The following is a 14,000-nucleotide window of genomic DNA, read 5'->3' on the forward strand; positions in this document are numbered from 1 at the left end:
TCCGGCCTGCTGACATGGATGTCGTATTTTAAAGCACCATCAGGATACGGAGACGAGAATCGAGGGATGATCAGTGATCAGCTCGTTAACAGATTGAAGGTTAGAGCGAGGAATTTCCAGTGATCGAATTGGATAAAGCCGACCGACCTTTAGCCATGCTGGTTTAGGCAGGGCGTTCCTTGCAAACATGTCCGACTTGGCTAGATTGCGAGACAAATCCTTCTGGAGAAAACCTCATGCATAGCTTTCGACAAAGCCTGATGTTTCCTGTTTTCCTCTTGGCCGCTGGCGTGGCCGCTTTCTTTCTCTTCCTCTTCGTGACTGGGCATGATCCTGACGAGAAGCCACTAACTCTGATCCATTGGGTAATCGGTGGAATGCTGATCGGACCCGGGTTCGGCTATCTCGTAAAGTGGAGACGGAACAAGGATCGCTCGAAAAGAAAATATTGAAAATTGTTTAATGGCGCACCCGACAGGATTCGAACCTGTGACCTTTGGAATCGGAATCCAACACTCTATCCAGCTGAGCTACGGGTGCATCCGTGCGTGCGATGAATCGCAACTGGTGGTGATTGGTTCTTAGCTCAGCTTTGTTTGCGCATCAATGCGTAAAATGGTGTGGCTCGGAGCGAGGGGAGAATATTCGTCTGTAAACGCTCGAAATCTTGAAATTTTTTCGCTTAGAAATTGCACGCTTGGAAAGCATGTTGATCAAATTTTGGTCAGTGGGCTGACGGTGGAGGGTCCGCGCGGGCTTTTCGTATTGAATAGCTTGTCCTTTTCAAGGATTTGCACGGCGTGTGGTGGGGTGCTTGCACCGCATGGCTAGCCGGTATGCGTTTTGCGGTGCTCGATGTTTGCGCTAACTTGTCATGGGTGCGACTTGTCAAGGATGCGAAAGTTTATACCTTTGCTTTATCTATTATTAAACCTTGTTCTAATACATGTAATTGGGTAATTAACTATAGTTCACGGGACGAATCAAAGGGGCTAAAATGACGGTAGGTCTCGCATTTGAGCATGGCAGAGGCAAGGTTTCCTACAAGGAAGCCGATGAAAAGCCCCTGGTGTCTAAGGGGGAAATTGATTATTCGATCCTTTCGGAGGCAGTCGTTTACCGGCTTCGACGCGCACAGCTTTCGGTTGTGACAGAATTTAACGAGAGCTTGCTGGCCTTTGGACTTCGGCCAGCCGATTTTTCGGTTTTGATCCTTGTCGCCAACAATACGGGCCTCAAGCAGAGCGATGTCGCCGAGGCGCTTGGCATTCAACGCGCCAATTTCGTCGCCATTATCGATGGCCTCGAAGACAAGGGCCTGTTGCAGCGACGCCGCTCGGAAACCGACCGGCGGGTTCATTTCATGGAAATGACAGAGGAAGGCCGCTCCGTCATGGATGACATCTCCCATATCTGGAGAGAGCACGAAGACAAGTTGATCGACCGTCTGGGTGGCGAAAAGGCACGGGATCAGTTGATCGGTCTTCTGCGGCGCATTCAGGACTAATATCGTCTTCGCAGGCTTCGCGGCACTGTTAAAAAAGGTGCGGTTTACCGCACCTTTTTGCTTTGAAGGCTTTCACATGCGCATAGCGCCGGGGCCAGCGGTAGCGCCTGCTGGCACCTTGCCGAGAATGATCATGCCCAGGACCTCGTCCTTGGTCACATTTTCGGTTTTGGCATGGCCCACGACCTTGCCGTTTTTCATGACGAAGACACGATCTGCGAGATCGAAGACGTCGTGAATGTCGTGGCTGATCAGGAAAATGCCGATGCCCTGTTTCTTCAGTTCTTTGACGAGATCGCCCACCTGCGCCGTTTCCTGCGGGCCGAGTGCTGCCGTTGGTTCATCCATGATGAGGATACGGGCATCGAACAGGATGGCGCGGGCAATGGCAACGGATTGCCGTTGGCCGCCGGAGAGTGCTTTTACCGGTTCCTTGAAACGCTTGAAGTTGGGGTTGAGGCGGCCCATCACCTCGCGGGCCGAGGCTTCCATTGCGACATCATCCAGCGTGCCCCAGGGGGTGCGCAGTTCGCGGCCAAGATAGAGATTGGCAGCGGCGTCGACATTATCTGCCACAGCCAGCGTCTGGTAGATGGTCTCAATGCCGTATTTCTTGGCATCACGCGGGTTGCGGATATCGACATCCTCGCCGTTGATCAGGATGTCGCCGCTGTCCCGGCGATAGGCACCCGAGAGTATCTTGATCAGTGTGGATTTGCCTGCACCGTTGTGGCCGAGCAGCGCGACGACTTCACCGGGGTGCAGATCCACGGAAGCGTCTTCAACCGCGTGAATGCCACCGAAGGAGATGGAAATATTGCGCATTTCCACAAGCGGAGTGGATTGGTCCGTCATATCGGAAACTCCTCTTTTTATTATTTGGCTCTGGCGCGATAAACCGTGTCGAGCCAGACGGCCATGACGAGCACCATTCCGATGACGATGCTTTGCAGTGGCGTATCCATTCCTAAAAGCACCATTCCGGAGTTGAGCGACTGCATAACCACGGCCCCGAGAATGGCACCGGCGATGGTGCCCGCACCACCGGCCAGCGACGTGCCGCCGATAACGGCTGCGGCGATGGTGTAAAGCTCGTCCAGCGTGCCCTGCGCGTTGGTCGCGGCATTAAGACGTGCGGTGGAGATGGCAGCTGCGATGGCGCAGAGCGCGCCCATCAGGGCAAATATCCGCACGGTCACCCAGCGGGTCTTGATGCCAGCGAGAACGGCAGCCTCGGGGTTGCCGCCGATGGCGAAAACATAGCGGCCAAAGCGGGTTCGATTGGTGATGAAGTTCATGACGATGGCGATGCCAAGCGCGATCAGCACCGGAATGGCAACGCCCAGCGATATCTCCAACCCCGCATCCGGCCAGGCGATGCCGTTTGCTTCGGCATATTTGCGGGCGAGATTGACCGGCATGTAATAGCTGTTCAGCACCTTCACCGCGCCCAGCACGACGCCGCAGCCCACCAGCCCCATGAAATACTCGGCCCAGATGGGCTTGAGCGGAAAGCCGAAGCGTTTGCGCTGTCGCCTTGAATTGATGATGGTCAGGACGATGAGGACGCAGGCAATGATGCCGACGATCCAGCTGGCCGTGGCACCGATGGAGCCATCGGCACCGCCACCCATCAGGCGAAAGCGTGTGTCCATGGGCGCAACCGTCGCGCCGCTGGTGACCATCCACGCGGCACCGCGCCAGACCAGCAGGCCGCCAAGCGTGACGATGAAGGATGGCACGTTCATGAAGGCGATGATGACGCCCTGAAACGCGCCGATGGCAGCACCGAGTGCGATGCCGACGCTGAGCGCGAAGACCCAAGACATGGGATGGTCATAGCCCAGCCATCCCGGCAAAAAGCGTGTCTGTGTCACGGCCATGATCATGCCGACGAAACCGAGGATGGAGCCGACCGAGAGGTCGATGTTGCGGGTGACGATGACCAGCACCATGCCCGTCGCCATAACCGATACGGATGCGGCCTGAACGGAAAGATTCCACAAATTGCGCGAGGTCAGGAACAGGCCGCCGGACAGGATCTCGAAGCCGACCCAGATCGCAAACAGCGCCACCACCATCCCCAGCAAGCGGGTGTCGATTTCCGTCGCGTTGAGAAAACGCCGCAACGGGTTGCCCCGTTCAACCCTGGTCTCGGATGACGGTGCGACAACGGTTTGTTCCGCCATGGTTATTATACTCCCTGAAATATGTCGTGTCTCGCGCGTGCCGGAAACGCCGCGAGGATTGCCCCGCGGCGGCTGGCGTCAGGTCGTGACGATGGCGAGGCCTAAGCCATCGCTGCCATCACGACCCCATGCGCGTTATTTGCAAGCAGCGACGGTGCCGCCCTTTACGCCCTGGCACAGTTCACTTTTGGTGATCCATTTGGCATCCAGAACGACATTCAGGTTGTCTTTGGTGATGGCCTGCGGCTCAAGGAAATAGGAGCTCATTTCCACACCCTGGGTGCCGCCCTTGAACTTGATGGTGCCTTCCAGCGTCTCCATCTTGGTGCCCTTGGCGAGCGCGACAGCGACTTCGCCCGCCTTCTTGCCGAGCTTGCGGCTGTCTTTCCACACGGAAACCGTCTGCGTGCCAAGCGCTACGCGGTTCAGCGCAGCCTTGTCGCCGTCCTGACCGGACACGGGAACGGAACCCGCCAACCCCTGTGCTTCCAGCGCCGCGACCACGCCGCCCGCCATGCCGTCATTGGACGACACGACAGCATCGACCTTGTTGTTGTTGGCGGTCAGGAACTGTTCCATGTTCTTCTGGGCGATTTCAGGCTTCCAGCCGTCCGTGTAGGCCTCGCCGACATTCTTGATCTTGCCGGAGGTGATGGCGTCCTTCAGCACTTCCATCTGGCCGGAGAACACGAAGTCCGCATTCGGGTCGGTCGAACCACCCTTGATGAAGACATAATTGCCGGTCGGCTTGATCTTGAAGACTTCCTTGGCCTGCAGGCGACCAACTTCCTTGTTGTCGAAGGTGATGTAATAGGTGCTTGGGTTTTCGATCAGGCGGTCATAGCCGACAACCGGAATTCCCTCGGCATTGGCCTTCTCGATGGCCGGGCCGATGGCGCTGCTGTCCTGCGCGAGCACGATCAGCGCGTTTGCTCCCTGGGCAATCAGGCTTTCGATGTCGGTCAACTGCTTTGCAGCGGATGTCTGGGCGTCAGCGGAAATGTATTTGGCGCCGGATGCTTTCAATGCGTCTTTGATCGCGGCTTCGTCCGTCTTCCAGCGTTCTTCCTGAAAGTTGGACCAGGACACGCCGACCACGAGATCGGCAGCAATGGCTGCGGTGTGCAGCGACACGAGTACGGCTGTACCCGCCAACAACTTGGCAAAAGAATTCATGAATGTCCTCCCGGGTGACGGCAACACACGTGGCACCTCCATGCCTGCGTGCGCGCCAGAAAACCTGTCGAGCTATGCGGTCAGCATTTTTTCTCGACAGTCGAGAAATTAGATGTCAGAGAATCCAGATGCTGTCAACAGGCCCGAAAACGTCTGTTTTCATGCGGTTGGTTGCGGCTGGAACGCACAGGGTTTATGGCGTGGAAAACAAACGAGGAAACTGAAAAGCGATGTCGGCCATAGCAAGCACAGAGCTGGTCCGACAGCAAAACAGTCTTCGCGTGCTGGGCGCACTGCGTCGGCACGGCAATCTGTCCCATACGGATATGGCAGGCCTGACAGGGCTGGCATCGGCCACGGTTTCCGCCATTACCGCAGAACTGGAACGCTTCAGCCTCATCGAACGAACGGAACAGCAGGCGGCATCCGGCAGGGGGCGTCCGCGTGTTCTGTTTCAACCCAATAGAGGCTTCGGCTATGTCGCCGTCGTGGTGATCTCCTCGGATGCAGTTCAGTATTCCCTCGTGGATTTTACCGGCAAGCTGATGGACCGCTTTGGCGAGGCGCGGGCCTCTGGCACGAGCGAGAGTTTTGCGCAGGCGGTTCTCGCCGGTCTTCTGCGTCTGGCAGCCCGATCAAAAATCACGCAGAGCGCCATTCTGCATATCTCCATCAGCAGTAAGGGATTGGTGGATACCGAAAGTGCCACGCTGTTGTGGTCGCCGGTGCTGGGGGAGGGACAGGTCAACTTTCGCACGCTTTTGGCCGGGCATTTTCGGGCGCGGGTCTATCTCTACAATGAAACGCTGTTGGCTGCCGAAGCGCTGTGGATGCGCATGCGTGGCGCCGATGGTGCTGCGAAGTCGCTGACGGCACTCTCGCTAGGACACAGCATTGGGCTAGGCGTAGCGCGTGATGTGGGGGACGGGCGCGCCGATGTCATCGCACTCAATTTCGGGCATATGCTGCATATCCCGGACGGTGCGCTCTGCCGTTGCGGGGCGAGGGGGTGCGTGGAGGCCTATAGCGGGTTCTATGGAATATTGCGGACTGCCTTCGAGGTTTCGACCAACACGATACCGGCGAAATTCGTGCCGCTTGCAGAGGTCGAGAAAATCGCCGCCTCGGCACGCTCCGGTAACCGCATGGCGGCGTTTGCCTTTCGGCAGGCGGGACTGGCGCTCGGCAACGGCTTGTCGCGGCTCTTTAGCCTGCATGGCCATATGCCGTTGTTTGTAACGGGGCCGGGAACCCGGTTTTTCGATCTTCTCAAGGCCAGCATTCTGGAGGGCATGGTGCAGACCAATGTCGTGCGCATTTCTGGCCTGCCGGAGATCACAATCGAGCCAGATGAGCAGACTTTGGTCTTCGATGGTCACATGGGGCTTGCATTGTCCCGTCTGGATGGAGATATCCTGACCTCCGGTATGGCCGCGCAGCAGACAGGCTGAACGCAGCCGACAAGGTGCATGGAGACGATATGCTGAACATCGACACGAGCCACCCCATCTACAAGCCCCTCTGGGTGCGGCTGCTGATCGTTGGTTTCTCAACCGTGTGGGCCGTCATCGAATTCATCAATCATGAGATATTCTGGGCAACGGTGGTAGGCGGTGTTGCTGCCTATTCGGCCTATGTGCTGCTGTTCACGTTCAAGCCCGCACCCGAGAAGATCGAGGAACCCAAGCCGGTGGAGCCGGACGAGGCCTGACTATTTGCCGATGAAGCGAATGGCTTGATCGATCAGCAGATTGGCGGCTGTCATTCGCAGCGTCGCATTCTCACGGAATTCCGGGCTGATCGTATCTGGATGGTTCATCCGCGCAAAGCTGCGGCGCTTCTCGTTTAGCGTCTCGATCGTGTCCTTGTCGCTAATTCCGAGTTCATCAGAGACATCGGCCAGCGACGTGCGAGCAAGGTGCGGCGGCATGACCTGCGGTTCTGGCACGGGTTCGACCGGGACCGATGGCTCCTCCAGAAAACCCAGGTAAGACGATAGCGGCAGATTGGCAGAGGATGGGTCTTGCGTTGCCGTGTCGAAGACGAGACTGGCGCTGAAACTGTTCATGCCAAGGCTCGGCTTGGCATCCTCGACGGCAGGCTCGTCCTCCGCCTCGCGTTCCAGGCGTTCCACCACTGACTGAAAAACAGACTGTCCGAACAGCATTCGATCTTCCCGATTGGTGCGTCACGAGATCATAACAAGGTGGTCTCTGGCTTGCGCCTTCAATTCCACGTCAGATTCCGACTCTCTTCCAGAACGAGATCGTACAACAACTGTGCGCTGGGCGGCAGGGCACGATCCTTGGTCATGATGAGGCTGTAAGGCTTGACGCTGAGTTCGAATTCTGTCGGCAGAATGCGAATGTCGCCCATGGGCGAGTGCTGGCCGGAAACGAATTCCGCCATCTCGTAGGCCAGCGGCGCAATCGCATTCGTCTGCGTCACGATGGCAAGCGTCAGCACAATGGAGGGGGTGTTGATGATGTTGCGCGGCAGCGCCACGCCCTGCGCCAGAAATACATCTTCCATCGTCCGCCGCAGCAGGGCACCCGGTGGCTGGAACACCCAGTCATATTGCGAGAGGTCTTCCAGCTTCGCAGGCGCGTTCGCCAACAGCGGATGATCCTTGCGCACCAGAAGGCAGGCGCGTTCGATGCCGATTTCGTGCGCGTTGAACAAAGCAGGGTCGATATCATCGGGAATGCGCCCGATGACGAAGTCGTGGCGGGCAGCCAGCAATTCACGCGCCAGCACATTGCTCGTTTCCACCTGAACATTGACCTCGATTCCGGGATAGGTGTCCATCGCCTTTCGCAGGGCGGGCACCACGAGGCTGATGGCGGGTGCGGTGACCGAGCCGATGAAGACCGAGCCGCCACCACCGGATTTCATCTGCGCCAGCTCGCGACTGGCCTCGCGAAGTTCGAGAAGAATCTTTTTCGCACGTTTTGCCAGCGCCTCGCCAAATTGCGTCAGGACCACGCCGCGTGATGCCCGTTGGCACAGCGGCGTCTTCACGATGGCCTCCATTTCGGACAACATTCGGGATGCGGCAGGCTGTGTCATATTCAGTGCCGCTGCCGCAGCGCTTACCTGGCCGTGTTCTTCAATGGTCACCAGCATGCGCAAATGGGTCATTTTCAGACCTGCGCGCAACAGGGGGTTGTCTTCTGTCAGCGATAAAAACTCGAACGAATCCGTTCCATTTCGTTCCATGGCGCTTTCCCCATTGCACCCCGGGAAAGCGGGATAGGCAATTATATCGATTTAATATAACAAAAATGATATAGGAAAAGCAATATATTCTATTTGACAGTTATATGGATTCAGAACAGGTTGCGCCTGTGCCGGGGAGGAGTGGCAAAAGTTCGGATTGTGTCTTTGCATTCAATTCGAGTAAGCTAAACTCCTGACGCTCGGTCATGAATTTACAGGTGATTTGTACAGAACAACGCCTGAAAGAGGGTTCCAAGGGAGAGAGTTTATGAAATCCATTATTTCGTTGTTTGCGGCCTGTGCCATCGGCGCTGCATCATTTGCTGGCCCTGTTTGGGCGCAGGACAAGGGCGCAGTCGGCATCGCGATGCCAACGAAGTCTTCCGCACGCTGGATCGATGACGGCAACAACATCGTCAAGCAGCTTCAGGAAGCCGGTTACACAACCGATCTGCAGTACGCTGACGACGATATTCCGAATCAGCTGTCCCAGATTGAAAACATGGTTACCAAGGGCGTAAAGGTTCTGGTTATCGCTTCGATCGACGGCACGACACTGTCTGACGTTCTCAAGCAGGCTGGCCAGCAGGGCATTAAGGTCATCGCTTATGACCGCCTGATCCGCAACAGCGGCGACGTTTCTTACTACGCAACCTTCGACAACTTCCAGGTTGGCGTGTTGCAGGCAACATCCATTGCCGACAAGCTCGGCCTGAAGGATGGCAAGGGTCCATTCAACATCGAACTGTTCGGCGGTTCGCCAGACGACAACAACGCCTTCTTCTTCTACGATGGCGCAATGTCCGTTCTTAAGCCTTACATCGACAGCGGCAAGCTCGTCGTGAAGTCCGGCCAGATGGGCATGGACAAGGTCGGTACGCTGCGTTGGGATCCAGCAACGGCCCAGGCCCGTATGGATAACCTTCTCTCTGCCTTCTACACAGACGCAAAGGTTGACGCTGTTCTGTCGCCTTACGACGGTATCTCCATCGGCATCATCTCCTCGCTCAAGGGCGTAGGTTATGGCTCCAAGGACCAGCCGCTGCCAGTCGTATCCGGTCAGGATGCTGAAGTGCCTTCCGTCAAGTCGATCATCGCTGGCGAACAGTACTCCACCATCTTCAAGGACACACGCGAACTCGCGAAGGTTACTGTTGGCATGGTCAACGCCGTCATGCAGGGCAAAGAGCCTGAAGTGAACGACACCAAGACCTATGAAAATGGCGTCAAGGTTGTTCCTTCCTACCTCTTGAAGCCAGTTGCTGTTACCAAGGAGAACTACAAGCAGGTTCTCGTTGACGGCGGTTACTACAAAGAAGACCAGCTCAAGTAAGCTTCTATGATCGTGGCGGGGATAGGCTTTGTTGCCTGTCCCCGCTTCTTCAAAAAAGAACGCCGGATTGTACGGCGCTGGATTGCGATATGGACAATACCATCCTCGAAATGCGGAATATCACCAAGACGTTTCCGGGCGTGAAAGCGCTGGAGAACGTGAACCTCAAGGTTCGCCAGGGTGAGATACACGCACTTGTCGGCGAAAACGGTGCCGGAAAGTCGACCCTCATGAAGGTCCTTTCAGGCGTTTACCCCGCTGGAACCTATGACGGTGAAATTCACTACGAAGGTCAGCTGCGAAATTTCCGCGCGATCAACGACAGTGAAGAAATCGGCATCATCATCATTCACCAGGAACTGGCCCTTGTCCCGCTTCTGTCGATTGCGGAAAACATTTTTCTCGGCAACGAGATCGCCACCAACGGCGTCATCAGCTGGCAGCAAACGTTCAACCGCACGCGCGAGCTTTTGAAAAAGGTTGGCCTCAAGGAATCACCTGAAACGTTGATCACCGATATCGGTGTGGGCAAGCAGCAGCTGGTGGAAATCGCCAAGGCTCTTTCCAAGAGCGTGAAGCTCTTGATCCTCGACGAGCCAACGGCATCGCTGAACGAAAGCGATTCGGAAGCGCTCCTCAACCTGCTGATCGAGTTCCGCAAGCAGGGGCTGACTTCCATCATCATCACGCACAAGCTGAACGAAGTGCGCAAGGTCGCAGACCAGATTACGGTTCTGCGTGATGGTATGACGGTCAAGACGCTCGACTGTCATAACGAAGAGATCAGCGAAGACGTGATCATCCGCAATATGGTGGGCCGCGATCTCGAAGACCGCTATCCGCCACGCGACGTGCCGATCGGCGAGACCATTCTCGAAGTAAAGAACTGGAACGCCTATCACCAGCAGCACCGCGATCGTCAGGTTCTGCATGACATCAACGTCAATGTCCGCAAGGGCGAGGTCGTGGGTATCGCTGGCCTAATGGGCGCTGGCCGCACCGAATTTGCGATGAGCGTGTTCGGCAAGTCCTATGGTCACAAGATCACCGGCGACGTTCTGATCCATGGCAAGCCTGTGGATGTCAGCACTGTTCGCAAAGCGATCGATGCCGGTCTTGCCTACGTAACCGAAGACCGCAAGCATCTGGGCCTCGTGCTCAACGACAATATTTTGCACAACACCACGCTTGCCAATCTGGCTGGTGTGTCGTCTGCAAGCGTCATCGACGACCACAAGGAAATGTCGGTCGCGAACGACTTCCGTAAACGTCTTCGCATCCGCTCGTCCGGCATCTTTCAGGAAACGGTCAATCTTTCCGGCGGCAACCAGCAGAAGGTTGTGCTGTCGAAATGGTTGTTCTCCAACCCTGACGTTCTCATTCTGGACGAACCGACGCGCGGTATCGACGTCGGTGCGAAATATGAAATCTACACCATTATCAACCAGCTCGCCGCCGACGGAAAAGGCGTTCTGATGATCTCATCGGAAATGCCCGAACTGCTTGGCAATTGCGACCGCATCTACGTTATGAACGAAGGACGGATTGTCGCCGAATTGCCGAAGGGAGAGGCGAGCCAGGAAAGCATCATGCGCGCTATCATGCGCTCAGGGGAGAAGAACTGATGAGTTCGGCCAACACATCCACCGAAGAAAGCAACGTCGTTTCAGTCGGCTCGTATATTCGCGCCAACATTCGCGAATACGGCATGCTGATCGCGCTCGTCGCCATCATGGTTTTCTTCCAGTTTTACACCGGCGGTATTCTGTTTCGCCCTGTTAACCTGACGAACCTGATCCTCCAGAACTCGTTCATCGTCATCATGTCGCTCGGCATGCTGCTGGTCATCGTCGCAGGGCATATCGACCTTTCAGTTGGCTCGATCGTCGCCTTCGTCGGCGCGGTCGCGGCCATCCTGACCGTGCAGTGGGGCATGAATCCGCTTTTAGCAGCGCTCATCTGCCTTGGCGTCGGTGGTCTGATCGGTGCGGCACAGGGCTACTGGATTGCCTATCACCGCATTCCGTCCTTCATCGTGACGCTGGCGGGCATGCTCGTCTTCCGCGGCCTGACGCTCTTCGTGCTGGGCGGTAAGAACATCGGTCCGTTCCCGGTCGATTTCCAGGTCGTCAGCACCGGCTTCCTGCCGGATATCGGTGGTATCGAAGGCATCAACGTCACTTCCATGGTGCTGACGCTCGCGATCACGCTTGCCCTGTTCGTGCTGGCTTTGCGCCGCCGTCAGGTGAATGTTCGCCACGGTATCGATGTCGAGCCTTTCGGCTTCTTCATCGTACAGAACCTGCTGATCGCTGGCGCGATCCTGTTCCTCGGCTACCAGCTTTCCACCTATCGTGGGCTGCCAAACGTCCTCATCGTCATGCTGGTCCTGATCGCGCTTTATAGCTTCGTCACGCGCCGCACGACCATCGGTCGCCGTATCTACGCCATGGGCGGTAACGAGAAGGCGACGAAGCTTTCCGGCATCAACACCGAGCGACTGAGCTTCCTGACCTTCGTCAACATGGGTGTTCTGGCCGGTCTCGCCGGTATGATCATCGCGACGCGTCTGAACTCCGCGACGCCGAAAGCTGGCGTGGGCTTTGAGCTTGACGTGATCGCGGCCTGCTTCATCGGCGGTGCTTCGGCATCCGGCGGCGTTGGCAAGATCACCGGTGCTGTTATCGGTGCGTTCATCATGGGCGTCATGAACAACGGCATGTCGATCGTCGGTCTTGGCATCGACTTCCAGCAGATGGTCAAGGGCCTCGTGCTTCTCGCTGCCGTCTTCTTCGACGTCTACAACAAGAACAAGGGCTGATTGCTCGCGTTCCATCGGTTGAAATGATAACAAGTGGCCGGTTTCCGGCCACTTTCATGAGATGCAGGCGTCAAACGTCTTTGAAAGGAATTACCGTGCTGATTTCTCAGATCAAGAATGCGAACGGAAGCATTATCGTCGCCGCTCGTGAAGAGGGCGGACAGGCGCGTGCTGTCAACAATGCCGAGTCGGTCTACGCGCTGGCGCTCGAAGCTGCCAATGCCGGCAAGACGCTGGTTGAGGTCATCGAAGCGCGCGGTTATGGCGATGCTATCGACCTCGAGGAAGCCTATGCTGAAGGCAAGTTCCTGCCGCCGATCACGCATCCAGATCCTGCCCATCTGCACCTGACAGGTACCGGCCTTACCCATCTGGGTTCGGCTGCCACGCGTGACAGCATGCATAAGAAGGCTGGCGAAGCGGCAGAGGAAACGCTGACCGACTCGATGAAGATGTTCAAGATGGGCCTCGAAAATGGAAAGCCTGCTGCGGGCCAGAAGGGCGTTCAGCCTGAATGGTTCTATAAGGGTAATGGCCATGTCGCGACCGCACCAGGTGCGGCTCTGATGTCGCCGTCGTTTGCGCTTGATGGTGGTGAAGAGCCCGAAATGGCTGGTATTTACGTTATCTCCGATGAAGGCCAGGCCTTCCGCATCGGCTTTGCCGTTTCCAACGAGTTTTCGGATCACGTCACGGAGCGGATGAACTATCTCTATCTCGCCCACTCCAAGCTGCGCCCGGCAAGCTTCGGCCCAGAAATCCGTATCGGCGCTCCGCCGTCGGATATCCGCGGTACGTCCCGCATCCTACGCGACGGCAAGGTCATTTTCGAAAAGCCGTTTTTATCTGGTGAGGACAACATGTCCCACACCTTCGCCAATCTGGAATACCACCACTTCAAATACGGCCTGTTCCGCGCACCAGGCGAAGTCCACGTCCACATGTTCGGCACGGCAACGCTATCCTTCGCAGATGGCGTAAAGCCCGAAGCAGGCGACGTCTTCGAAATCGAAGCCGAGGGTTTTGGCCTGCCATTGCGCAATGTGCTAAAGGTCGAAATGGAAGAAACCATCTCCATCGGCCAACTCTGAGCCATTTATTCAGAGCGTTTCCCCTTTTTAGAGAAGCGCTCCAAACCTCACCGCAAAGTCTCGAGCCTCCCGGCTCGGGGCTTTTTTGTTTCTGAGAACTGAGCGTGTTCGCGAGAATAAAGCGAGAGCGAGGGCCGCCACGTCGAATGAGGACATCCGACGGGCAGGCTCGATAAGTGGGCAGTATGTCCAATCCATTTTTCTGAGTGATCTGCGTGCCGTCGAAAACCGTTGCGGTCTAGAGCTATACGTTCGGGAAGGGGGATATTGCACCCACGGTTGACAAGGTGTCTTTGCGGTGGCCTAGAGCGCTTCCTTGTTAAATGGAAGCATTCTGCGGGCATTTTTCGCTAGGCTCGAAGCTCTCGGCGTGACAGTACCTGGGATAATGCCGTTCGCTAGCCAAGCTTGCTCTGACGAAAACCTGCTCAATTAACAATAAACGCTCTAGGTCGTCTTCGGGAATGGAACGATGATGGTTGTAGGGGACTTGGCCGTTCAGGCCAGCAGCAGGTTATGGCTTGGCGGAAGTGTAACGTTCAAAGCGCATCCTCGATAGCTGCAAATGGTTGCGGGGCGTGGTTCGGTATGTTCTTCGCCAATCGTCTTTGTTGTGCTTCAGGTCTGCTTGATTTCAGTCACTCGACGAGACCCGATCTGCCGC

At 56.4% G+C, this 14,000-nt stretch carries 13 protein-coding genes and 1 tRNA gene; 8 read left to right on the forward strand and 6 right to left on the reverse strand.

From position 1 onward, the window contains the following. The first annotated feature begins 236 nt into the window (after positions 1–236). A complete protein-coding gene (locus QRN55_RS07270) occupies positions 237–452 on the forward strand; it encodes a hypothetical protein (protein WP_284776023.1) in 216 nt (71 codons plus the stop codon). An 11-nt stretch (positions 453–463) separates the two neighbouring features. On the opposite strand, the gene QRN55_RS07275 is transcribed toward QRN55_RS07270, so the two are convergent. Next, a tRNA-Arg gene (locus tag QRN55_RS07275) sits at positions 464–540 on the reverse strand. A gap of 457 nt (positions 541–997) precedes the next feature. Between QRN55_RS07275 and QRN55_RS07280 the strand changes: the two genes are divergently transcribed. After that, positions 998–1,507 carry a MarR family winged helix-turn-helix transcriptional regulator gene (locus QRN55_RS07280; RefSeq protein ID WP_233135081.1) on the forward strand — a complete coding sequence of 170 codons (510 nt, stop codon included), beginning with the start codon at positions 998–1,000 and terminating at the stop codon, positions 1,505–1,507. A gap of 72 nt (positions 1,508–1,579) precedes the next feature. On the opposite strand, the gene QRN55_RS07285 is transcribed toward QRN55_RS07280, so the two are convergent. The 3 genes from QRN55_RS07285 to xylF form a co-directional block, all read right to left on the reverse strand. Then, positions 1,580–2,362, reverse strand: a complete 783-nt coding sequence (locus QRN55_RS07285) for an ATP-binding cassette domain-containing protein (protein ID WP_284776027.1) — start codon at positions 2,360–2,362, stop codon at positions 1,580–1,582. A gap of 20 nt (positions 2,363–2,382) precedes the next feature. Further along, the gene (locus tag QRN55_RS07290) at positions 2,383–3,696 is read right to left on the reverse strand and encodes a sugar ABC transporter permease (RefSeq protein ID WP_284776029.1); all 1,314 of its coding nucleotides are present in this window, start codon (positions 3,694–3,696) and stop codon (positions 2,383–2,385) included. A gap of 135 nt (positions 3,697–3,831) precedes the next feature. Further along, positions 3,832–4,872, reverse strand: a complete 1,041-nt coding sequence (xylF, locus tag QRN55_RS07295; protein ID WP_111837732.1) for a D-xylose ABC transporter substrate-binding protein — start codon at positions 4,870–4,872, stop codon at positions 3,832–3,834. Positions 4,873–5,102: 230 nt separating this feature from the next. Between xylF and QRN55_RS07300 the strand changes: the two genes are divergently transcribed. Both QRN55_RS07300 and QRN55_RS07305 read left to right on the forward strand, forming a co-directional pair. After that, entirely contained in the window at positions 5,103–6,323 is a 1,221-nt protein-coding gene (locus QRN55_RS07300) for an ROK family transcriptional regulator (RefSeq protein WP_284776032.1), read from the forward strand. Between the two features lie 29 nt (positions 6,324–6,352). Beyond that, positions 6,353–6,583 carry a hypothetical protein gene (locus QRN55_RS07305; protein WP_111837734.1) on the forward strand — a complete coding sequence of 77 codons (231 nt, stop codon included), beginning with the start codon at positions 6,353–6,355 and terminating at the stop codon, positions 6,581–6,583. Here the strand turns inward: QRN55_RS07305 and QRN55_RS07310 are convergent, their stop codons facing one another. Together QRN55_RS07310 and QRN55_RS07315 are read right to left on the reverse strand one after the other, a co-directional pair. Next, entirely contained in the window at positions 6,584–7,039 is a 456-nt protein-coding gene (locus tag QRN55_RS07310; RefSeq protein WP_284776035.1) for a hypothetical protein, read from the reverse strand. A gap of 59 nt (positions 7,040–7,098) precedes the next feature. Next, a complete protein-coding gene (locus QRN55_RS07315) occupies positions 7,099–8,091 on the reverse strand; it encodes a LysR family transcriptional regulator (RefSeq protein WP_284776037.1) in 993 nt (330 codons plus the stop codon). 268 nt (positions 8,092–8,359) lie between these two features. Between QRN55_RS07315 and chvE the strand changes: the two genes are divergently transcribed. The 4 genes from chvE to araD1 all read left to right on the forward strand — a co-directional run bounded on the left by chvE (position 8,360) and on the right by araD1 (position 13,336). Continuing rightward, positions 8,360–9,424, forward strand: coding sequence for a sugar ABC transporter substrate-binding protein ChvE (gene chvE, locus QRN55_RS07320; protein WP_111837737.1), 1,065 nt, complete (start codon positions 8,360–8,362; stop codon positions 9,422–9,424). A gap of 89 nt (positions 9,425–9,513) precedes the next feature. Beyond that, positions 9,514–11,049: a sugar ABC transporter ATP-binding protein GguA gene (gguA, locus tag QRN55_RS07325; RefSeq protein WP_111837738.1), complete on the forward strand. Its 1,536-nt coding sequence runs from the start codon at positions 9,514–9,516 to the stop codon at positions 11,047–11,049. Further along, positions 11,049–12,245, forward strand: coding sequence for a multiple monosaccharide ABC transporter permease (gene mmsB / locus QRN55_RS07330; RefSeq protein ID WP_111837739.1), 1,197 nt, complete (start codon positions 11,049–11,051; stop codon positions 12,243–12,245). The genes gguA and mmsB overlap by 1 nt, the downstream gene beginning before the upstream one ends. 95 nt (positions 12,246–12,340) lie before the next feature. Next, complete coding sequence (gene araD1, locus QRN55_RS07335; RefSeq protein ID WP_162698105.1) at positions 12,341–13,336, forward strand: AraD1 family protein; 996 nt, start codon at positions 12,341–12,343, stop codon at positions 13,334–13,336. The last annotated feature ends 664 nt before the right edge of the window (positions 13,337–14,000 follow it).

This window comes from Agrobacterium sp. lyk4-40-TYG-31 (genome assembly GCF_030209855.1).
Lineage (GTDB): Bacteria > Pseudomonadota > Alphaproteobacteria > Rhizobiales > Rhizobiaceae > Agrobacterium > Agrobacterium vaccinii.

Coding starts and splice junctions, on each gene's coding strand:
- QRN55_RS07270 (WP_284776023.1), top strand. CDS start 237: ATGCATAGCTTTCGACAAAGCCTGATGTTTCCTGTTTTCCTCTTGGCC.
- QRN55_RS07280 (WP_233135081.1), top strand. CDS start 998: ATGACGGTAGGTCTCGCATTTGAGCATGGCAGAGGCAAGGTTTCCTAC.
- QRN55_RS07285 (WP_284776027.1), bottom strand. CDS start 2,362: ATGACGGACCAATCCACTCCGCTTGTGGAAATGCGCAATATTTCCATC.
- QRN55_RS07290 (WP_284776029.1), bottom strand. CDS start 3,696: ATGGCGGAACAAACCGTTGTCGCACCGTCATCCGAGACCAGGGTTGAA.
- xylF (WP_111837732.1), bottom strand. CDS start 4,872: ATGAATTCTTTTGCCAAGTTGTTGGCGGGTACAGCCGTACTCGTGTCG.
- QRN55_RS07300 (WP_284776032.1), top strand. CDS start 5,103: ATGTCGGCCATAGCAAGCACAGAGCTGGTCCGACAGCAAAACAGTCTT.
- QRN55_RS07305 (WP_111837734.1), top strand. CDS start 6,353: ATGCTGAACATCGACACGAGCCACCCCATCTACAAGCCCCTCTGGGTG.
- QRN55_RS07310 (WP_284776035.1), bottom strand. CDS start 7,039: ATGCTGTTCGGACAGTCTGTTTTTCAGTCAGTGGTGGAACGCCTGGAA.
- QRN55_RS07315 (WP_284776037.1), bottom strand. CDS start 8,091: ATGGAACGAAATGGAACGGATTCGTTCGAGTTTTTATCGCTGACAGAA.
- chvE (WP_111837737.1), top strand. CDS start 8,360: ATGAAATCCATTATTTCGTTGTTTGCGGCCTGTGCCATCGGCGCTGCA.
- gguA (WP_111837738.1), top strand. CDS start 9,514: ATGGACAATACCATCCTCGAAATGCGGAATATCACCAAGACGTTTCCG.
- mmsB (WP_111837739.1), top strand. CDS start 11,049: ATGAGTTCGGCCAACACATCCACCGAAGAAAGCAACGTCGTTTCAGTC.